Origin of the sequence: Paenibacillus sp. FSL H8-0317 (genome assembly GCF_045040685.1) — a bacterium.
Taxonomy (GTDB): domain Bacteria; phylum Bacillota; class Bacilli; order Paenibacillales; family Paenibacillaceae; genus Paenibacillus.
In genome coordinates, this window is the sequence record NZ_CP150294.1 from 5932602 (window position 1) to 5955062 (window position 22461).

Sequence of the window (22461 nt, forward strand, 5' to 3'; positions counted from 1 at the left end):
ATAACCTCCATTCATGTTAAATCCTTTATGTTTTACATTCATCTTATATTCTTTTATGTGGTTAATCCTTTAAGCTCAAACACCGTTAATTCTGGTCTGCACAGAAAACGAATGGGCAGTTGAGTCATGCCAAAACCACGATTCACATACACTGGCATCTGTGTCTGGGTGGTGTAATATACCCCCTGAACATCCGTGTAATACAACCCTTGAACATACTTGTGTGAACCTCGCGGAGTTGTCAGTGCCCCGATCCAGGGGAAACGTACCTGTCCACCATGACTATGACCGGAAAGTTGTAATCCGAAACCATAGGGAGTGGCAATATCGGCATAATCCGGTTCATGCATAAGTAACAATTTCCACACATCATGATCCAATCCCTTGATGGCTTGCGCAGGATCAGGCCTGCCTGTAAGTGCGTCATCCAGACCAGCTATGGCCAGACGTTCGCCCCCTTGTTTAATCACCACATGTTCGTTCCGTAACAAAGTGAATCCGGCTTCACGAAACATGGTTGTCACTTCATTCTGCTGTCCGCCCCGATAATCATGATTCCCCAAAACAGCAAATTTGCCATACTTGGCTTGCATGGAGGCGAGTATCGGAATACATTCACGCATCGGCTCTGCTTCCCTCTCGACGATGTCTCCGGTAAAACAAATCAAGTCTGGTTGCAACTGCTCCATCGTTGCTGCCAGCTTCTTCATCTCTTTCACCCCAGTATGAAAACCAAGATGAGCATCACTGAACTGAACTACACGCAAACCGTCAAATGCCTTTGGAAACTTCGGAAGTTTCAGTTCCACTTGCTTGATTTCCAGACGACGCGGCTCCCAAAGCCAGGCATAACCTCCTGTGAGCAAACTGGCACCTGCTGTCATCAAAACCATACGCAATAAGAAACTTCGGCGAGAGGGATCATGATCCTTTTCTTCTCCAGGAAACACAGACTCTTCTGCACCTGGTGCTTTGTGCGAGCGCTGGGACGGCGAGTTGTTGCTGCCCTGACGCGGTGTCTCTGCCATATCTCCCCCTCCTTCTACGCTCTTAATCCATCCCCTTAGTATACCATATTCTGCATGGATAGCCCGGTTCCTCTGCTTCATCACAAAAAGAAGCCGGGATCTCCGGCATGTTGCTGCACGGGATCACGACTTCTTCTAAGTTGCAGATTACACTTCTGCACATGTTATGACGAGATTAAACTCCCAACCAGCGTTTGAACATATGCTTGGTCGTTTGTTTGTTCATTTCGGCAATGGAGGTTGTCAGTGGAATGCCTTTTGGACAGGATTGCACGCAGTTCTGTGAGTTACCACAGCCCTCAATGCCTCCGTCTTCCATCAATGCTTCCAGACGATCGTCGGCGTTCATCTCTCCTGTAGGGTGAGCATTGAACAGACGCACTTGGGACAGTGCTGCTGGACCGATAAAGTCTGTTTTCTCATTGACGTTCGGACATGCTTCCAGACATACACCACATGTCATGCATTTGGACAGCTCGTATGCCCACTGACGCTTCTTCTCAGGCATCCGTGGACCTGGACCAAGGTCATAGGTACCATCGATCGGAATCCATGCTTTTACGCGTTTCAGGGCGCTAAACATCCGGCTACGGTCGATGACCAAGTCACGAACCACCGGGAATGTCTTCATCGGTTCGATACGAACGGGCTGTTCGAGCTTGTCGATCAAGGCTGCACATGCTTGACGTGGCTTGCCGTTGATGACCATAGAGCAGGCACCGCAGACTTCTTCGAGACAGTTGGAATCCCAGCACACGGGAGCAATGGATTTGCCATCTGTATTGACGGGGTTCCGCTGAATCTCCATCAGGGCGCTGATCACATTCATGTTGGGACGGTACGGAAGCTCAAATTCTTCGTTGTACGAAGATGACTCCGGGCTATCCTGACGGGTGATGATAAACTTGACGGTTTTGTTGGCTGTAGCTTGTTCCGCCATATCGTTGTCCCCTCCTCTGGTGACGATGATTGGTGTTGCTGATGCGCAAAGTTACTGGTTTGGTGCCCGGGAGACGCTTCGTCAGCGGAATGCCCCTCTGATCGCTGTTATCCCCGGATTTTTTTGATCAACCCTTCCCAGGGTTAAAATCCGGTGATAAAGGCGAAGAGTATGCTTTCGAAGTAGCTTTCTTTCAGAAAGCTTTCAGCTTCGCTTCTTCTGGGCATTTCCGCTTCCTCCGCTACGTCGTGCATACAGGGTCACTTTGCTGGAAACTGCTCTCCAATTCATTGTGGATGGCAGTATTGAAGTTCTGAACCATCGCTAAGCGCTTGCTTCTTCTGGGCATTTCCCTCACGTTGATGGCAGTAACTTTGAAAAAGCTCTGCTTCTTCAAAGTTCTCCTGCCTCTCCGTTCAGGTGTTTAACTATTCATTACATGAATAGTGTGATACTTCTTAATCCTTGGAGTAATCCCGGATACGTGGTGGGATCAGAGATACGTCTACTTCCTCGTACGAGATTTTCGGGCCTTCCTTCGACCAGCTCGCAATTGTCGTTTTCAGGAACTCTTCGTCATTACGTTCCGTGAATTCCGGTTTGTAATGCGCGCCGCGGCTTTCATTACGCAGCAGTGCGCCGAGAGTCATTGCTTCTGCCAATTCAATCATGTTCCACAGTTGGCGAGTGAATGCTGCGCTCGGGTTATTCCAACCGGAGCTGTCATACATGTTGATTTTGCCATAACGCTCTTTCAATTCCTTGATCTTGCCAATCGTGGCTTCAAGCTTGTCGTTGTAGCGTACAACCGTCATGTTGGCTGTCATCCACTCGCCAAGCTCTTTATGAATGACATAGGCATTCTCCGTGCCCTGCATTTTCAAGATGCCTTCGTATTTGTCGCTTTGTTGTTTGGTGTGTTTCTCAAATACGGAAGATGGGATATCGGCGGACGATTTTTTGAGTCCTTTGATATATTCAGCCGCTTTTGGTCCTGCCACCATACCACCATAGATCGCAGATACCAGTGAGTTTGCACCCAGACGGTTCGCACCATGGTATTGATATTCACATTCACCAGCTGCGAACAGCCCCGGAATGTTAGTCATTTGGTTGTAATCTACCCACATACCGCCCATGGAATAGTGGACTGCCGGGAAAATTTTCATTGGGATTTTACGCGGGTCATCACCCATGAACTTCTCATAGATCTCAATGATTCCGCCGAGTTTTACATCCAGTTCCTTCGGATCTTTGTGCGACAGATCGAGATAAACCATGTTCTCACCGTTCACACCCAGACCCATGTCTACGCAGACACTGAAGATTTCACGAGTCGCGATATCACGTGGAACCAGGTTACCGTAGGATGGATATTTTTCTTCAAGGAAGTACCAAGGTTTGCCGTCTTTGTACGTCCAGATCCGTCCACCTTCACCACGCGCGGATTCAGACATGAGACGTAGCTTGTCATCCCCTGGAATGGCTGTTGGGTGAATCTGAATGAACTCCCCGTTGGCGTAGTTTACACCTTGCTGATACACCGCACTTGCCGCTGTACCTGTGTTAATTACAGAGTTGGTCGTTTTACCGAAGATGATACCCGGACCACCACTCGCCAGAATAACCGCTTCTGCCGGGAAGGTCTGTACCTTCATCGTTTTCAGATCCTGAGCCACGATCCCGCGACATACGCCTTCATCATCCAAAACCGCCTGCAGGAACTCCCAGTTCTCATATTTCGTAACCAGTCCGGCTGCTTCCCAGCGACGTACCTGCTCGTCTAATGCATAGAGCAATTGTTGTCCTGTTGTCGCTCCGGCAAACGCCGTACGGTGATGCTTCGTTCCCCCGAAACGACGGAAATCAAGCAAACCTTCTGGTGTTCGGTTGAACATTACGCCCATACGGTCCATCAAGTGAATGATGCCAGGTGCTGCTTCGCACATCGCTTTAACAGGAGGTTGGTTCGCAAGGAAGTCACCGCCGTATACCGTATCGTCAAAGTGTACCCATGGGGAGTCACCCTCACCCTTAGTATTTACCGCTCCGTTAATGCCGCCTTGTGCGCATACAGAGTGGGATCGTTTAACAGGAACCAGTGAAAATAAATGAACATGGACTCCGGCTTCAGCCGATTTGATCGCCGCCATCAAGCCTGCGAGACCGCCGCCCACAATAATTACATTCGTTGATGCCATTGCTGTTCACTCCCTTATAAGTCAGCATTTATACGCTAAATGCTTAAATTAGAACTGTTTTTACTGCGTCAATCATCGAAGTAGCTGTCTGGAAATCAATGCTCCGGAAAGCAAATAGTGAAGCAATAAACATGATGGAAACAATAGCGAACAAGCTCATACATACGTAAGAGGATACACGCTGCGCACGCGGACCAACTGTGATTCCCCAGCTAACGAGGAACGACCACAGACCATTGGCAAAGTGATATGACGCCGCAACCACACTGATCATATATATCGCAAAGGTTATCGGATTCGTTACCGCATCATGTATAACGCCGCCAATCTCTTCATGGGATACATTACCCAGCGCAATCTGTACTCGCGTCTCCCATACGTGCCAGATGACAAATACAAACGTAATAATACCGCTTACCCTCTGTAACGTGTAGCGCCAGTTGCGCTCATTACCGTAACGCCCAACGTTAGGCTTGGCCTGATAGGCAATGTAAAGACCATAAACACCGTGATAGAACAACGGCAGCCAGATAAGTAATGCCTCAATTACAATAACAAGAGGCAAACCGTTCAGAAATGCAACGGCACCGTAAAAAGCTTCTTTGCCGCCTTCAACTGCCGTGAAGTTCGTCACCAAATGCTCAACAAAAAACAGACTGAGCGGAATGACGCCAAGCAAGGAGTGCAGCTTTCTGGAGTAAAACCCTTTCATAAAATGTCGATCCCCTTTCGCTAAATACAACGTTTTCATAAATGATTTCACTTATCATGACACGAATCCTTTTCCCTGAAAAGGTTCGACAAATTGTTCCGTTTTCCCCAGGTGTGAACAACTTGTGTCACGGTTCATGTTACTCCTTTTTTTCTTATAATGGAATTGCAATATAATTATTAAATGTTATAACCTATAGGTATAAGCAGTGAAACATTGGGTTTACAGGCCATACAACATGGAAAACGATTAAACAAGGGCAAGAATCACATTCATGGAAAAGAGGTTATTGTTCATGTTTGAGGAGTTAAATGCATTTGCAGCGGTCGTGGAGCAGTCCAGCCTGAACCGTGCATCCAAGTTACTGAACTTGTCCCAACCCGCACTCTCACGTAAAATTGCCAAATTGGAGGATGAACTCGGGGTTGCACTGTTCCACCGCCGTGGCAAACGGCTGGAGTTAACGAGTGTGGGCCAGTTCACCTATACCTACGCTGTAGAACAGAAGCAGCAGCAACAGAAGTTCCTCACCATGCTGGCCCAGTATAAAGACGAAGAACAGAGCGCCATTACACTCGGAGCCAGTCTGACGACGCTTCAAACTACGTTACCACCTCTCGTCAATGCCTTTATGGAGAAACATCCAAATGCCGAACTGAAACTGTTGACGGGTAAAACACATGAGATTGTCTCGTTTGTGCGTGACAAAAAAGCCGATGTGGGCATTGTCGCCTCCTCCATCAGCGAAGTGGGGCTGAACTGCGTACCGCTATTTGATGATCATCTGGAGCTGGTTGTACCGCTCACGCACCCCTTATCCGGCAAGGAAGCCGGGATGGAGCATTTGCAGGATCTGCCGATGATCACGTTCTCCAAAGGTACCTGGTACCGCAAATTAACGGACGATCTCTTCCAGCGCTGTGCCGTGATGCCGGATATTCGCATGGAGATTGATTCCTTTGAAGCGATCATCCGACTTCTGCCTTCCGCCAAAGCAGCTGCTCTATTGCCCAAGTCATATCTTCGTCCACAATTGCTCGCGGACAATGATCTGGTTTCTGTTCATTTGCCTCAATTACAGCAGACCCGCAGAACAACTTGCATGATATATGGGGAAAAAGAGGACCTCAGCGAGACCTCCAGACAATGGGTCAAGGAGACGGCTGCACTCTTTACAGCTAAGGCGCCATTGCCCTCACGGAGGACTACGACGCCTTAGCTTTGATCTGAATCAGCCAGGCTCTAACGCCTGGCTCTTCCATTTTAACTTATGATAATTATCAGCTCTCCTGGCTGATAACCTCTTCTTCAAATCGGTCGATATCTGCATTATTACCAATGATGACCATGATATCCCCCATTTGAAGCGAGTCCAATGCCGTCGGAGCGATAATGACCCCGGCTTCTTTCTGTAACGCCACAATGCTGCAACCAAAACGTACGCGTGCATTCAGGGTTGAAAGGGTTTTGTTGTGCAGACAGGCGGGAACCTTCATCTCAACAATACTGTAATCATTGGATAATTCAATGTAATCCAGCAAGTTCGGGGTAACCAGCTGGTGGGCAACCCGAATGCCCATATCCCGCTCAGGATAAACGACACGATCGATGCCCAGCTTGTCGAGTGCCCGTCCGTGAAGAACGGAGATCGCCTTGGCAACGACCGTCTTGACACCCAGCTCTTTCAGCAGGATGGCAGTGAGAATGCTCGTCTGAATATCATCCCCGATGGCTACGATGCAACAGTCGAAATTTCGAATACCCAGGGAGCGCAGCACTTCCTCATCTGTGGCATCAGCTACAACGGCATGGGTGACCAGTTCACTTATGTCTTCGACGACTTCTTCATTTTTATCGATCCCGAGCACCTCGTAGCCGAGTTCCATTAATTCCTGCGCCAGACTGGAGCCAAACCGCCCAAGCCCAATCACCGCAAACTGCTGTGTTTTCATTGTTCTTCACGAACCCCTTATCCAGATCAATTTCATAACTCACTAATAATAGATTTATCCAATAATCATTTTGCCTTCCGGATACCTGTATAACTCTTTACCCTTTTTCTGCCCAAGTGCATACGCTAATGTGATCGGTCCAAGCCTTCCTGCAAACATCGTAAAACAGATCAGAAGTTTGCCCAAAGTAGTCAGCTTCAGCGTCAGTCCGAGCGATAATCCGACAGTACCAAAAGCTGATGTCGTTTCAAATAAGATCATCATAAAACTGGCGTCTTCTGTGGTACTCAGTGCCATCGTTACAGCTATGATGAACAAAAGCGCCAGCAATGTAATGGTAAGCGCCTTGAAAATCCGTTCCTGTACGAGCCGATAGCGGAAAAACACGATATCTTCACGTCCACGCATCATGGCGATGACCGCTCCAGCCATAATCATAAATGTCGTTGTTTTGATCCCGCCTCCGGTAGAACCCGGCGAAGCACCAATGAACATCAGAATGATCATAAAGAACTGTGTTGCCTGTCTCAGCCCCGCAATATCTACCGTATTGGCTCCTGCTGTTCGCGGCGTAATGGATTGGAAGAATGAACCGAGAATTTTGCCACCCCAGTTCAGGCCACCCAATGTCCGTGGATTGCTGAATTCAAATACGAAAATGACAAGTGCACCAAACACAATCAACAATCCAGTTGTTAACAGTACAACTTTGGAGTGCAGAGACAGCTTTCGCGTTTTGCGGTAATCTACCAGGTCTGACAACACCACAAAACCGATACCGCCAGAGACAATGAGGAACATTGCTGTAAAATTAACCAACGGGTCATACACATAACCGGTCAGACTGCGGAAATCGCCAAACATATCAAAGCCCGCATTGTTGAACATGGAGATCGCATGCCAATAGCCATAATAGATCGCCTGTCCGACCGGCATGTCGAACGACCAGCGGATGGCAAACAGTGTGCCACATATGCCTTCAATAATGAGTGAGTAGATCACAACTTTCCGAATCAGCCGGACGATGCCCTCCATCGTGCTCTGATTCATCGCTTCCTGTAGAATCAACCGTTCTCTAAGCGAAATCCGCCGTTTGAACGCAATGGCAACCAATGTGGACATTGTCATGAAGCCCAGTCCACCAATCTGAATCAGAATCGCAATCACAACCTGACCCAGCATCGAGAAATGAGTCCCTGTATCCACCACTACCAAACCGGTGACACAAACAGCCGAAGTTGCTGTAAAGAGCGCATCAATAAATGCAAGACTGTCACCGTTACGGTTGGATGCCGGAAGCATTAACAATAGTGTACCTACCAATATGATGCCAGCAAATCCTAACACAAGAATACGGGGTGGCGATAATCGCATCCATTGAACATTCAGTTTCACTTGAGTATCTTCCACCTCTTCTAAAATGAAAATAACTCCACACCCGTGGAGCCTTCTTCATTTGAAATGCTGTTGCCAAACGTTAAACAAGTATGATTCAGATTAATACGACATATATAATGAAGTTGGAATATATTCTATTCGTTCCCTTGTTGGGCGAAAGACATGCGAATCATTGCACATTTGCTTCAAAATTATAAGCGCTGCGACGTTTGTAGACAAAACGTTTTTTGTGTAAATAGCATCGAATTCCGCCAAAAAGGGAAGAACTCAGATATGGCGACGGATGGATCAGATTCTTTCGGTCCTTTTCATTCATTTTCAAGGATTTACACCTGTTTTCGTTACATCATTGGCATTCGGTGCTTGCCCTGTGCTATGTTAACTTTAATATCCATATTAGATTAAGGAGGAACACCATTACATGAATCCCTTAGGGCAGCCTTTGCTACTCAAGGCTAACTTCAAGCGGCTGGGGTTGCTTGCGGCGATTGGCCTGATTCTATTTTTTGTATTTCAGATCTTTCCAGCTACCTCATCACAAACGACAGAAATTCCGTCCACCTCCTTCATAACCAAGGAGCAGGCGAAGCAATCCGCACGATCATTCGCAGCTTCTGTGAATGACTATTCACTGCCAAATGATGATGAAAAAACTCTGGTAACCTACCAGACACATTCCGATATCTACGGGTATATGGCCAAAACCAAACAACTTGATACCTATAACCAGAAATGGGAAACTAGCTATCCTTACGATGTATTCCGCGTTCGTTTGCCTGATCAACACAAAGGCGGTTATCTTAATGTTGACGTACATATGAAAACAGGAAAAGTAGTCGGCTTCAAACGGGAACTGCCTTCTTCCCTCTATACCGCCATTGAGGCGGAGCAGGTTAGTGGACGAGTGACCACATCGCAAGTACTTGCTGAAGGCAATATATCTCTGGACGAGAAACAACAGCTCGCGGCTGGCGTTCTGACCGAATTCGGTTATGAAGTGCCTACACTTCAACTGGAGACTCGCGATGGTGAAGCGGGACTGAAGTATACAGATTCTGCAAAAGCCATCGGAGACTCCAAGCTTGAACTGAACTTTACGTTTGAAGAGGGTGCGGTACGATCGTTCGATCCTGGCTTCTCGGTCCCTGAATCCCATACCGATTATGTGAAAGATCAAACACGTCAGGCCAATTGGATGACTTATGGCGGCTATGCATTCCTGACCTTTGTTCTGGGCGTGCTGGCAATCATCTATAGCATTCTGACCCGAGCACATACATCTTTCAAACGCGGAATCATTCTCTCGCTGGTGTATTTCGCAGCTTCAGTAATTGGTACACTGAACATGATTCCACTCTTTCAGGCACAAGGACTTTCCAGCTTCATGTTAGCGTTCCTGATGTTAATGCAGGCAGGAATTACACTGGTTATGAGTGCAACCATCTATCTGTCTCTCGTTGCTGGTGACGGCATGTGGCGTAAAATAGGTCTGAACCCATGGCCTCGTGCCAAGGAACCCGGATATGGAAAATATGTACTTCACAGCATGGTTGCTGGTTACCTGTGGGCGTTCATTCTACTGGGTGTTCAATCCATCCTGTTCTTCATTCTGGAGCGAAGCATCGGCACATGGTCAACGACGTCAGCAGATCAATCTACATTTAATATGACCTATGCCTGGCTCTTCCCGATCATGGCCTGGATGGCCGGTATTGGTGAAGAAACTGTTTATCGACTGTTCGGCATTCGCATGATGCAAAAGATTGTGCGTAACACGTTTATTGCCTGTCTGATCCCAACCATCATTTGGGCACTTGGACACACATTGTATCCGATCTATCCAGTAATCACTCGTCCCATTGAACTGATGGTGATTGGATTGCTGTTCAGTCTGATCATGCTGCGTCACGGCTTCATTGCCGTTGTATTTGCCCATGTGATCTTCGACAGCTTGCTGATGGGACTCAGCTTGGTCTTTATGGGCGATGCCCTGAATATGGCTGCCGGACTCTTCTGGATTGTACTGCCGGCCATCGTTGGATATGTGGTCTACAAATTCAATCCAAAACAAAAAGAGAAGCCGTATGTTACGACTCCTCATCACGAAGTGCTGCAATAATCTGATTTGCCAGTTTGTCACCAATAGATAGAGGCCGGAAGTCTTCGACGCTGGCCTCTTTTATTTTGCGCAAAGAGCCAAAATGCTTCAACAGCAACTTACGCCGCTTCTCTCCAATACCCGGAATGGCATCCAAACGTGATGTCACCATCGATTTGCCACGTTGTTCCCGGTGGAACGAGATCGCAAAACGGTGGACCTCTTCCTGTATCCGCTGCAACAGGTAGAATTCCTGGCTATCCCGAGGCAGGGAGATCACTTCTGGTGGATTACCGATCATCAACTGTGAAGTCTTATGCTTCGCATCCTTCACCAGACCACATACCGGAATAAACAGCCCCAGCTCATTTTCCAAAATATCGACCGCAGCCGAGATCTGTCCTTTACCACCATCAACCACAATCAGGTCAGGCTGGGTCAGGTTTTCTTTCAATACTCGCTCGTAACGGCGACGGATGACCTCTCTCATCGTTTCATAATCATCCGGCCCTTCAACCGAACGAACCTTGTACTTCCGATATTCCTTCTTATCCGGTTTACCATCGGTAAATACAATCATGGCAGATACCGGGTTTGTACCCTGGATGTTCGAGTTATCAAACGCTTCAATACGGTGAAGCTGATCCAATCCAATAAAACGTCCCAGCCCTTCGGCAGCTTTGGATGTCCGTTCTTCATTTCGCTCAATCAAACGGAACTTTTCTTCCAATGCCACACGTGCGTTATCCACGGCCATGGTGATCATCTGGCGTTTCAATCCACGTTGCGGGATGAGCACTTTGATCTCCAACCACTCCTGTAAAGCAGCAGCAACCTGAGTTGGGTCTTCCAGTCCTGATGGAAGCTTTTCAGTAGAAGCAGTTGTATCCGTTATTGGAGCATCCTCTTGCATACTGTCAGGTTGTTCACCTTCTGCCTCAGCGGAACCTCCGTAAGCTGCACGAGTCTCAGCAACCAGTGGCTGGGAAGCGTAACTGTGCTCCACTTGTCCCGTCTGATCGAACTCCACCGTAACTGCGGCAGGTACCGATCCATCAGCATCAGAACCCGTATCCAAACTGTCGTTATCCGTTGCAAGATCCTTGGGCATTTCCGGCAACAAAATTTCTTGTGGCAATGCCGGATTATCGCTGTAATACTGTGTTACATAGGACATGAAATCACTGTACGCCTCACCGTAAAACGGGAAGGTTGATACGTGACGTTCAATCATTTTACCCTGACGCATATATAGAATCTGGACACACATCCAGCCTTTATCAATGGCAAAACCAAATACATCACGGTCTCTGGCATCGGCCATCGTAATTTTCTGTTTTTCCATCATCGCATCGATGGCGATTACCTGGTCGCGCAGTTCCTTGGCCCGTTCAAAATAAAGATCCTCCGCAGCCTCTTGCATCTTACGCTGCAGATCCTTCTTAATCTCTTCGTGACCGCCGCTCAGAAATGAACCAATTTCTTGTGAAATCTGGTCGTACTGCTCCTTCTCCACTTCCTTCACACAAGGGGCAAGACACTGTCCCATGTGATAGTACAGGCAGACTTCTTTGGGCATTACACCACATTTGCGCAGTGGATACATGCGGTCGAGCAATTTTTTCGTTTGGTGTGCCGCATACGAGTTCGGATAAGGTCCGAAGTATTTGGCTTTATCTTTCAGCACACGCCGGGTTACTTCCAGACGGGGGTGCTTTTCATTTGTAATTTTAAGATATGGGAATGTCTTATCATCCTTGAGCAACACGTTATACCGCGGCATATGTTTTTTGATCAGGTTACACTCCAGAATGAGTGCTTCCATGTTACTGCCCGTCACGATATATTCAAAATCACGGATTTCAGACACCAGACGCTGAGTCTTTCCATTATGACTGCCGATAAAATAAGAGCGTACGCGGTTCTTCAGCACTTTGGCCTTACCTACGTAGATAATGGTGCCTTCACTGTTCTTCATCAGGTAACAACCAGACATGTCTGGCAGCAAAGCGAGCTTGTGGCGAATCTGCTCCAATGCCTTCTCCTGATCCTGCAAATCATTCATGAATTGATCCATAATTCGGTGAATCCTCCTTCCCGAAAAAAGTATAAATAAAAGGTTACACTAAGCCATTCTGATTACAGTACCGTCTTCCAATCCGTTATCGTATTGTCTCTGAGTCACCTTTTTCTATAAGAAGAAACTAAAGATAATTCACACTGACACTACGATGACAGAACAACCTTCCAATCCCTGTTATCCCCAGATTTTTTTCATTCCCTTTTCTCAAGGGAAAAATCTGTTGATAAAGGGGAACGCTTCGCTTCTTCAGGTTTTTTCTGTCCTCTCCGTTACTGTGTAAATACATAGTTCCAACTATATCAGAGATGAATCCGGGATAAACGCGAGCACTTCGCTTCTCCAGATCGGTTCTGTACTCTACATTCAAGTATAAAAAATATTTTTACTTTATATTGCCCTATATAAAGGTATTCGACGCAAAACGCCCCCGGCATGTAAACCGGAGGCGTATGTGTAAGCCTGTAAATTATTGGTGTTTTGCGATAATTCCTTTGAGCGCATCTTTCGAGTTCAGACCAACCACTTTATCTACCGGTTGACCGTCTTTGAAGAAGATCAAAGTTGGAATGCTCATTACGCCAAAGCGGGAAGCAGATTCCGGATTTTCATCCACGTTAACTTTAGCAATTTTCACTGCATCGCCAACTTCTGTGGACAGCTCTTCCAGGATTGGAGCGAGCATTTTACAAGGACCACACCAAGGCGCCCAGAAATCAACAAGAACCGTTCCTTCGCCTTCTACTTCAGCGTTGAAGGATTGATCGGATACGTTAACAATAGCCATGAAATTGTCCTCCTTATATATACTTACGGTTTATTTTAACCTGTAACGTCGTGAACGACACTTCCAGTATAACACAGGTACGTCAAACTTGTGAATTGAACGCTGCAATGTTCATCTTCCCAACATCAAATCTTCACAATTAGAGGATATGGCATACCAACTGCAAAATCTTTACAAACGCTTTCTTTTCCAAGTATACTAAAATTACTCCGGGTTTCAGCCCCCATAAGGGCAAGCTGTTTCCCCATAAGGAGGCAATAACATGGATGCAAATGTGCGGATCAGCGACCCGCGTGAACATGTGAACGAGGAACCCCGGAACGATCTATTTGATCTGATCGCGGGTGTTGCCGGCATGGCCGGTCTCATGACAGTGATTTTTTTCGGTATGGTTATCTTCAAATTCCTCACCGAATAGGACACTCACAGGTCTCACGCAGGACCAGAAAAGCCCGGTTTTCGCAACAATGCGAAAGCCAGGCTTTTTTTGGGACTACTTATCGTTTAAGAAGAACATTTTGTAAATCAGACCAAAAGCTAACCGGTTTAACGTTTGCCACGCTGATTCTCACCCCGAACGGAGATGACATCCACGAATGGACGAATCCGGTCCATCAAACGTTGACCTTTATTCATTTCCTCGCCATCCCGATTGGTGAAACTCAGGTGTTTTTCAAGCCCATCCAGATTGTAATTGGACGTATAGAACGTTGGTTTGCGATTCATCCGATAGTTCAGAATGGACCCCATCACATGATCCCGAACCCAAGGGTTCAGATTCTCTGCCCCAATATCATCAAAAATGAGCAGATCACAGCTTTTCAAAATATCCGTCATTTCCTTCAGCTTCTGCCCTTCACTAATCATGGATTTCAGATCCTCCACAAAGTCAGGCATATAGATAATGACACCCGTGTGCCCTGCAACCGCCAGTTCATGCAGCAGATAACACATCAGGAACGTCTTACCCGTCCCGAAAGTTCCCTCAAGAAACAGTCCTTGCGGAGATAATCCGTTCTCCTTGGTCTCCCTAATATACCGAAGCACCTGATTCACTGCCGGAGCACGCATCCGATCCTTGCCCATAATCTCCACGTCGTTGTATCCAGCACTGAGCGCACGCTCGTCCACATAGAAACTGCGAATGCGTTGCTTAATGATATGTTCATTTTGCCGGGCGATATGTTTGGAACAAGGCGCTTTTATATCTATGATTTCGGGTTTACCGTTAAAATGTTCTACTTCCAGTTTGCAAAAGTGGCCCTGAAAATCGTTAGGACAGTTGTCGAGTCCCGGACAATTCGCACAGTTCTTAGAGTCTTTGGCGTACTGAAACAGCTTGCTCAGATCGGTCATGAGCTGTGCATCTTGCAGTTCAGGATGACCTGCGCGGAATTCGCGTACGTACGGATTTTCCATCAATTCCGCCGCAATCCGCCGCGATTGCTCACGAAAGGCAGGGTTCAGCTGCTGAAGCAGTCCTCCCAAGGATTCCATGGCTTCAAGCCCCCTTAATGTTTCAATATAGAATGAACAATTGAAGTGTACCCATGGCCATCTTGATGGCATAGGAACTTTCGATCATTAGCAATTCTACTGTTCATTCTATAGAAAAACAACCAATAACTCAACAGATACATCTGGTAAATAGCGTAACCCTTCCACCACCGTACATAATGCCTAGTTTAGAGCACACTTGCAGTCCGGTACCTTTTAGTGCGTGGTCAAAAGTCTGTTTTTCGGCCTTTTGAACAACCTTTATTAGAGCCGTAAGCCAACAGTGATGATCTCGCATGAACCTGTCTGTATGTTCCATTCCTTGCTGGCAAATGATAATGTCGATGCCTCTTCTATGCTGTGAGAATGGAGCATTTTGCCCTCTTCCTCCAAGATGTTGCTCTTGTATGCCGTTTCGAATGGCTGTGGATTCGCCTGTGATGCAGCAAGATTTAACGTGGCAGAGTTGGTGGTCATATTGAACCAGCGTAGCATCACATCACCGGAATCCTCATTTACCTTGAGTGAAGAAAACGCCAATCCGTCTCCTTGCCATGCAAATGGTGTGTTACTAGGTGTCAGATAACCCGGGTGTACTTCGGTTTGTGCCAGCGTCCAAGGAACCTGGAACTGATAGGCCTCGATATATGCACCTGATGCTGCACCATTTCCATCATGCGGAATGATCTCGATCTGAAATGTATGTTCACCAAGGCATTGTGCTTCCGGTGTAGGGAACAAACCCCAGTCTCCGAGTTCGCCAACCGCACGAAGCAGCGTTACGGCAACCGTGTTACGTCCATCTTGAAGGACTTCATATTCATTCAGGCCCAGATTGGCAACGACCAATCCGACGTCTTGTTCACTTACATCTACAAAATTCTGTTGATGCTGTGTATTGCTTGGATTTTGCCACTCCGGTGCAGGCTTGTTATCACGTGTTGCAATTTCGAACATGGAATCCACATGATGAACAGCAGATACAAGATCCGTTGGGAAAAGAGCACGCACCCGATGATCCTTCGCCTGATTGTTGAAGGTTGTCTCCACCTGGACACCTTTTCCACTACGACTAAGCGATATCACTGTACGGATCTGAAGTGGAGTCATTTTCGCTGAACGCTGGGCTTTGCGATGTGGATAATAAATCAGTTCCCGCTGTTCCTGATCCAGCATCTCATCCGCAGACTCCGGTATTTCCCAATGATGGATCACTTCGAATGAGGCCAAGTATGATGTATTCTCAAGGACCCGAATCTCTGCCTGAAGCTCGCGTGTTGTTCGCGCCACTTCGTTCTCTGGCTGCTTGAACATGTATTCATTGCCGATATCGCCCACATTTTCGTACACGCCGAGCTCTTTAAAAGTCCGACCTGTTCGTTTATCTGTGAGTGTGAATGAACCATTGTCTGCAATCGTGACGATCATATGTTGATTTTCCATGCCACGTTCACCACGCAACAGCGTAGTCGTTTTCGACGGAGTACCACTCTTAGCATCATCCGCAACGTTGACCAACGCATAGGTTTTCAGGCCAAATGCGGCTACATGCTCTGTTTCAAAACGAATACGAACGCGCCGACAGCTATACGGCTGACGGAAGCGATCATCTGGCAGATCATAGCCAAATTGCAGACCCAGATCCTCCACCGTACATGGAATGTGATTACCATCTTCATCTACCAGTATGCGATCTGACAGGTCAACGGCTTTCATCTGTGCCGCCATTTCCTCCAATGTATATCCATCCCGGAAATACAACCGAGCCGCGTCCAGTTCCATCTGAACTACACCGCTGCGTTCCCACCCCGTTGTATTAAATACCACGACAGGCCGGGCACCTTCGCCGTAGCGCTCAAATATGGAGGTATCGACAGCTGTAGCAATCTGGCTGGTGCTCTCTTCAATCAGCGCCTCTGCCACATGACGGCTCTTATCAAACCGTGTCACCATCTCGCGATGCACCTCATCCACACTGCATCCACAGATGCTGTCATGCGGATGATTCTGCATCAGCGTTTTCCAGGCATATGTCAATTGATCATGTGGATAGGCATGTCCAAGCAGATAGGCGTAGGATGCCAAGGGTTCAGCCACTTTTTCCAGCATAGTCTGGCCTAGCTGGTTCATCTGTTTCAGATACACACGAGCCGAGGCCGTGTTCACCAGAGTTCCCCAGCCATCAGTACGCTGACTGCGCAGTTCACCTTTGACCGTGGACAACTCATGTTCAGACGATGCTCTCAAAGCTTCCAGATAATCTGGAAAGTTGGAGTGAATGAACTCGATATCGGGATATAATTGCTCAGCCATACGGATGGCTTCTGGCAGGTCTCGTTGAATCGGCTGGTGATCACATCCGTTCATGTACAACAACTCATTCGTTGATGCATATTTCTCAGCGTCTGCAAGCTTGGTTTCCCAGAACTTGCGGGCCGATTCCTCGTCTACTGGAACTTCATTTCCGTTGGAGTACCAGTTGGCAAACAATACGCCGAGCACTTTCGATCCGTCTGGCCCTTCCCACATCAGCTCCGAGAAGCTTGATTCATATCCGGCATCCGATACCGTATTATTAAATCCCGTAGGCTTCACACCACGACCAAAAAACACATTATCAATGCCTGATTGTTGCATCAGCTGCGGAGTCTGTCCGACCAATCCGAATGTATCGGGAAAGTAACCAATTTTTGAAGGGGTGCCGTAACGCTTGGCGTCCTTATGTCCAACCTGCATGTTGCGCACATTGGCTTCTCCACTCGTCAGAAACGCATCCTGCAAAATGTACCATGGTCCAATCACAATCCGCCCATTGCGGATATGCTTCTCCAGTCGTTCCTTCTGCTCCGGGCGAACCTGAAGATAATCTTCGATAATAATCGTTTGTCCATCCAAATAAAAGCTTTTATAGTCCGATCCCTCATCAAGCTGATCCAACAGTGAATCGACGAGCTGAATAAGACGCATATGATGCTTCTCATACGGCAAGTACCATTCCCGATCCCAGTGGGTATGCGAAATAATATGTGCTCTCTTTTTCTTGGTCATCGTGTTATCCCACCTCTTTCGTCTTGTTGTACAATCTCAACCTCATCCGGGCGATACACCGCAGTCAGCTTTCCAGAAGCATCCGTGGCAAACAGCACCGAACGATTTTTCTCCAATTGGAACGAGTACGATACACCTGTACGTTGATCTCTCACATGAACTTCATGGTTCAAGACAAACTCCGATACAAATACATACAGATTTCCTTTTGAAAAACTAAGCTTCCGGCCGTAGATCCCAGCGATATCCCCACCGGATATCCATTCCAACTCCTGTTCGATGCCCGAAATTTCAGTTGCATAACGATACAATTCAGCAAGTGGCTCGTCCCGTCCATTTAACTCGAGCGGCAGTGGAGTCCAGATTAATTTCCCTTTGCCCAAAGGCAGAACGTGTACTTCATCTGCTGTACCATTATCCCCATGAAGCAACGTCTCCTTTGCCACCTCGGCGATCCGACGCCGTCCATAGGTCACCCGGTGGTTCACGCCATTAATATTCAGCAATTCTTCCCGCTGCACGTTGCCCAGACTGCGTTTGCCTACAATATGATCTGCTCGGTCAGTTGCCTTCCAGTACGCATCCAGCCCCAGTGGTCCAGTGATGAGCAGGCTCGTGCCTTCGTTCTCCGCGAACTTGAGCAATTGTTGCAGTGCATCGCTGTCCATATTGTGTGGACTCGGCACGATAATCAGCTTGGGTGGCTGCTGCTGCAGTGCTTCCAGATGATATTCGGATAACGCACGGAACGGCAGTTTCAGATCATAAGACATCACGCGAGTAAGCTTCGTTGTGGCATCATAGGCCAAGGCACGGTTGGAGAAGTCATTGGAATACGGGAACACCACTGCAATATCCTCCAGCTCGCGGTCTTCAAAGAGATCACGAATGCCATGCATGAATCGGCCAAAATCATAAGACACATCCGCCTCTGGCTTCTCCGTACCATCTGCACGAAGGGCTCCGATATGAGACTCATTGGCATTATCCATATAGAAGTTGGTGTTCCAGATCCATTGCACCGCTCCTGCGCCGCCTGTTGAGAACGCATAGGCGTACTTGCGTTCGAGAATGCCACGAAGCTCTTCTTCCGTACGTTTGGCTCGTCCATCCGGGGTTTCCACATACATGATGCCCGTCTCCTGAATGAGATTTGGCTTATGTGGCGTTTTAGCGAAAATGCCATCCCAGATCAGATCATCGTTTAACCACCAGGAATGCACCGTTGTATAGTCCACTTCACGTTCATAGAAGAATGGTGAAGGACGCTGCGCACCAAGGGCTTCGTCCTGTCCCACGGTGACCAGATGATTCGGCACCAGATCCTTGATCGTACCTACAAGCTCTCTAGCCCATACATTGTGCATTTCCATGGAGAAAAGACAATAATCAAGCCAGCGTGTTCCTTTTTTGGCCTTGTGCATGTCCTGTACATCAAAATTAATCTCTTCCGCCTCTGGGATCACCGCGGCTGCAAAGTTGGGGAGCTGCTTCGGCGACATGTTCCATGCCTCCTGCAACGCTTCAATCGTCTCATGACGTTGCTGAAGCCACTCGACAAAAGCCTGCTGTTCATACGAATCCCTCGCCGAGCGTGGGCCAGCTGAGAAGATACGTACTGGATCGAACATCGATGGCTCGTTAATCAGATCCCAGTCCACATGCGTTGTGTGCGTGTGACGACTTACGATGCTGCGGATAAAACGTTTCTGAGCCTCGACACTCTGCGGGTCCAAATACGGATTCGTGCCTTCCCATGTCTCCGGTGTAAAGGAGAAGAAGGTGAACGTGACCTGTAAGCCGTGGCGTTTCGCCGTTAAAATAAATGCATCAATGGCACGAAGCACATCCTCTGCCATATGTCCGTCCACCTGCATCATGTTGCGATAGGCGGTCCAGATTCCCGTCCGAATCCAGTTGATGCCTGCTTTGGCCATCTGAGCCATGTCTCGATCCCAAACATCCGCATTTGGCAAAAACAAAAATTTCCGTGCCACATCGGAGGTCATGTAGGTCATGCCCACAACAGGGAGAGGACGTCCGTCTTTTACAAAATAGTCCCTGCTGCGGGTAATCAGTTCCCCTTCTGCCAGCAGTGCAGCATCCTGTCCCCAGAAGCCTTGACGCAAGGTCCGAACTTCCCCGTCAGGTGCCTGCGCGTGGCATATGATCCGATACAGCCCACTTTCAATGGATACCGGGAGAAGTATACGTTCGAAACGCTGCTCACCGGAAAGTTCCATCTCCAGTCGATGGCTCCATACCTTCTCTGTCATGCCACTTGTGCGATCTTCATGCTCGACCGTTATGTCAAACGTCCACAGCTCGGACTCGGTAAGTCTGTTGCCTGCTCGCTGTAAAATCTGACCTTGAAGTGTGAGTACAGCCCGCTCATCTGGCTCATACGAAGCATAATTCGTTTTGAGGGATAACTCGGTTACACCTTGCGCACAGAATTGCGCCCACTTCACAATCTCATCAGCTCCATCCTGCGTCCAGAATGAGGTGGTCAGCGGCAGATGTACAAACATCCAGCGTGAACCAACGAAAGTCCCGCGGGAATTCTCCCACAGAACGACCGGAGCGGCGACACTGCGTCCATCCTTACTCATGCCACGAAGTAATGGGTAAATCTGCGTACTCATCGGGCCGGATGATCCCATCTGATGAGGCAGATCACTTGTTTTGGTTGTATGTGGAACCAGATTCCATGTATCTGCCTTCTCAAACAGTCCTTCTTTCCCAGTGAGAAGCGGGATCTGTTCGGATGACGTGTACGATTGCACATTGGCAGAAGATACGTTCAGTGCCTCATGAATATAGAGTTCCTGATGATACGCGGTCTGCTCGGACTCTACAACCCATGCCCCATTCTCATATCGAACCGGACGTTTAAAGGGCGCACCACCAACACTGATCAGGCTTCCGCCCTGATGCAAGTAAGCTGCAATCTCCGTCCAGGCGGATTTTGGGAAATAGGGTGCATGCAGATTCACCAGACATCCTTCACCTGCTGTAGTCTTCAAAGTCTCTGCGAGTTCTTCGGCGTTTACAACGGTGATCTCTTCGACTGCTTTCCATGTATTCAGAGCCTGCTCAGTTGGAAAAGTACCATCCAATGGAAACGTAGAGTCAGCGAGGATAATCAGCTTTTTATCATTAGGTTGGATACTCATAACAGGCCATCCTTCATGGATTTATAGACCAACTGGGAGAACAGGCTGTTGGACCATGCAAACCATTTTCGTGTAAAAATCGTCGGATCATCAGCGTGGAAGCCTTCATGCATATAACCTGTATCTGCATCTGTCGCTTCAAGCATGCGAATAATCTCCAGTTTCTCCTCGGCAGACTGCGCAGTCAGTCCCTGCATGGACAAGCCCATATGCCAGATATAATCTGGTGGTGTGTGCGGGCTTCCGATCCCTTTGGCAACCTTGCCTTCATAATAGAATGGGTTCTCTTTGCTCAGAGCGAAGCGGCGGGTATTCTGGTAGATTGGATCATCCGCTGTGACGTAACCCAGATATGGAATGGACATCAATCCTGGTGTACCGGCATCGTCCATGAGACAGTGGTTGCCATAACCGTCCGTCTCGTATGCATAGATCGGTCCAAATTCCGGATGACGATAAATCCCGTACAACTGAATGCCGTGATCCACGTCCTGCTCTAGATCCTTCAATTCCTGCAAAAGTTCCATATCCCGGAACACCCACTCGGCAAACTCCTGCATTTGGCGCAGAGCTACAACCGCGAACATGTTGCCAGGGATATTGTAGTGGAAATCACACGCATCATCACTGGAACGGAAACCGGACCAGATCATACCCGTGTAATTGACTGGCATACCCTTTCCGTGATTGCGCAGGGAATCTGTTGGGATACCGTTATTGCGAGTGAAGCGATATGGAGATTGTTCCATGTGATGCTGTTCGACTTTGAACAGGTCCACGATTTTACGCATCGCTGCTTTGAAGCTTGAATCGAAAATGTCAGTCAGTTCGGTTTCCTTCCAATATAAATACGCCAGGCGCACAACGAAACATAATGAATCAATCTCGAATTTGCGTTCCCACACCCAAGGTGACATCTCGGTCTCGTCCGTGGTGTTCCAGTGCCAATCGTTGGCCGTCTCATTGAAGGCATTGGCATACGGATCGATGTGTACATACTGGATATGACGTTTGATCAGCCCGCCAATAATGCGTTGCAGGTCCTCGTCTTCTTTTGCAAACGGAATGTAATGTACCACCTGCTCCACGGAATCACGCAGCCAGGAAGCTGGAATATCTCCTGTGATCACAAAAGTCGTACCGTCCTCCATCAACTTGGTTGTTGTTTCAATAGTGTTGGGAAAGCAGTTTTTGAATAATTGAAGCAGTTTTGGCCGGTGAGCCAGTTTCTGTTCTGCTTCTTCGAGCACAGCCTGAATAGATTGTGGCAAGATAACAGGCGGCATGGGTATTTTGGGTAATCTGAACTGTTCCATGGATGAGTGCAACTCCTTAAACAAATTGAATGGTGTAGCTATACAGGATGAAACAAAAATTTACACGGGACCACTGCGCGGTCAGAAATATCCTCCGATCGCTGTTATCCCCAGATTTTTTTGATTCCCTTTTCTAAAGGGTAAAATCTGGGGATAAAGGCGAACGCTTCGCTTCTTCGAATTCTTTCTGTCCTCTCCGTTATCGTGTGAATTTTTAGTTGAACATGT

At 47.8% G+C, this 22461-nt stretch carries 15 protein-coding genes; 3 read left to right on the top strand and 12 right to left on the bottom strand.

The genetic code is table 11. The annotated features are described in order from the left end of the window. Nucleotides 1–53 precede the first annotated feature (53 nt). The 4 genes from MHB43_RS26600 to MHB43_RS26615 form a co-directional block, all read right to left on the bottom strand. On the bottom strand, nucleotides 54–1028 hold the full coding sequence (locus MHB43_RS26600) for a metallophosphoesterase (protein WP_221821001.1): 975 nt from the start codon (nucleotides 1026–1028) through the stop codon (nucleotides 54–56). A gap of 175 nt (nucleotides 1029–1203) precedes the next feature. Continuing rightward, a complete protein-coding gene (sdhB, locus tag MHB43_RS26605; protein ID WP_036605794.1) occupies nucleotides 1204–1968 on the bottom strand; it encodes a succinate dehydrogenase iron-sulfur subunit in 765 nt (254 codons plus the stop codon). Nucleotides 1969–2426: 458 nt separating this feature from the next. Continuing rightward, entirely contained in the window at nucleotides 2427–4169 is a 1743-nt protein-coding gene (sdhA, locus tag MHB43_RS26610; protein ID WP_221821002.1) for a succinate dehydrogenase flavoprotein subunit, read from the bottom strand. A gap of 43 nt (nucleotides 4170–4212) precedes the next feature. Further along, nucleotides 4213–4881, bottom strand: coding sequence for a succinate dehydrogenase cytochrome b558 subunit (locus MHB43_RS26615; protein WP_036605792.1), 669 nt, complete (start codon nucleotides 4879–4881; stop codon nucleotides 4213–4215). A 295-nt stretch (nucleotides 4882–5176) separates the two neighbouring features. On the opposite strand from MHB43_RS26615, the gene MHB43_RS26620 reads away from it, so the two are divergent. Then, the gene (locus tag MHB43_RS26620; RefSeq protein WP_221821003.1) at nucleotides 5177–6100 is read left to right on the top strand and encodes a LysR family transcriptional regulator; all 924 of its coding nucleotides are present in this window, start codon (nucleotides 5177–5179) and stop codon (nucleotides 6098–6100) included. A 61-nt stretch (nucleotides 6101–6161) separates the two neighbouring features. On the opposite strand, the gene MHB43_RS26625 is transcribed toward MHB43_RS26620, so the two are convergent. Beyond that, nucleotides 6162–6833 (bottom strand): TrkA family potassium uptake protein, encoded by a 672-nt coding sequence (locus tag MHB43_RS26625; protein ID WP_017692455.1) that lies wholly within the window; start codon nucleotides 6831–6833, stop codon nucleotides 6162–6164. A 54-nt stretch (nucleotides 6834–6887) separates the two neighbouring features. Further along, nucleotides 6888–8207 carry a TrkH family potassium uptake protein gene (locus tag MHB43_RS26630; protein ID WP_405132472.1) on the bottom strand — a complete coding sequence of 440 codons (1320 nt, stop codon included), beginning with the start codon at nucleotides 8205–8207 and terminating at the stop codon, nucleotides 6888–6890. 445 nt (nucleotides 8208–8652) lie between these two features. Between MHB43_RS26630 and MHB43_RS26635 the strand changes: the two genes are divergently transcribed. After that, complete coding sequence (locus MHB43_RS26635) at nucleotides 8653–10350, top strand: CPBP family intramembrane glutamic endopeptidase (RefSeq protein ID WP_221821004.1); 1698 nt, start codon at nucleotides 8653–8655, stop codon at nucleotides 10348–10350. Here MHB43_RS26635 and uvrC read toward each other — a convergent pair. After that, the gene (gene uvrC, locus MHB43_RS26640) at nucleotides 10319–12406 is read right to left on the bottom strand and encodes an excinuclease ABC subunit UvrC (protein WP_221821005.1); all 2088 of its coding nucleotides are present in this window, start codon (nucleotides 12404–12406) and stop codon (nucleotides 10319–10321) included. The genes MHB43_RS26635 and uvrC overlap by 32 nt on opposite strands. Before the next feature lie 472 nt (nucleotides 12407–12878). Beyond that, nucleotides 12879–13196 carry a thioredoxin gene (gene trxA, locus MHB43_RS26645; RefSeq protein ID WP_017692451.1) on the bottom strand — a complete coding sequence of 106 codons (318 nt, stop codon included), beginning with the start codon at nucleotides 13194–13196 and terminating at the stop codon, nucleotides 12879–12881. A gap of 262 nt (nucleotides 13197–13458) precedes the next feature. On the opposite strand from trxA, the gene MHB43_RS26650 reads away from it, so the two are divergent. Continuing rightward, nucleotides 13459–13614, top strand: a complete 156-nt coding sequence (locus tag MHB43_RS26650; protein WP_017692450.1) for a hypothetical protein — start codon at nucleotides 13459–13461, stop codon at nucleotides 13612–13614. Nucleotides 13615–13742: 128 nt separating this feature from the next. On the opposite strand, the gene dnaI is transcribed toward MHB43_RS26650, so the two are convergent. The 4 genes from dnaI to MHB43_RS26670 form a co-directional block, all read right to left on the bottom strand. Then, the gene (gene dnaI, locus MHB43_RS26655; RefSeq protein ID WP_076319793.1) at nucleotides 13743–14693 is read right to left on the bottom strand and encodes a primosomal protein DnaI; all 951 of its coding nucleotides are present in this window, start codon (nucleotides 14691–14693) and stop codon (nucleotides 13743–13745) included. A gap of 264 nt (nucleotides 14694–14957) precedes the next feature. Beyond that, nucleotides 14958–17741: an alpha-mannosidase gene (locus MHB43_RS26660; protein WP_405130792.1), complete on the bottom strand. Its 2784-nt coding sequence runs from the start codon at nucleotides 17739–17741 to the stop codon at nucleotides 14958–14960. Further along, nucleotides 17738–20917, bottom strand: coding sequence for a beta-galactosidase (locus MHB43_RS26665; RefSeq protein ID WP_405130793.1), 3180 nt, complete (start codon nucleotides 20915–20917; stop codon nucleotides 17738–17740). The genes MHB43_RS26660 and MHB43_RS26665 overlap by 4 nt, the downstream gene beginning before the upstream one ends. Continuing rightward, nucleotides 20914–22233: a glycoside hydrolase family 125 protein gene (locus MHB43_RS26670; RefSeq protein ID WP_405130794.1), complete on the bottom strand. Its 1320-nt coding sequence runs from the start codon at nucleotides 22231–22233 to the stop codon at nucleotides 20914–20916. Before MHB43_RS26670 ends, MHB43_RS26665 begins: the two co-directional genes overlap by 4 nt. Between the last annotated feature and the right edge of the window lie 228 nt (nucleotides 22234–22461).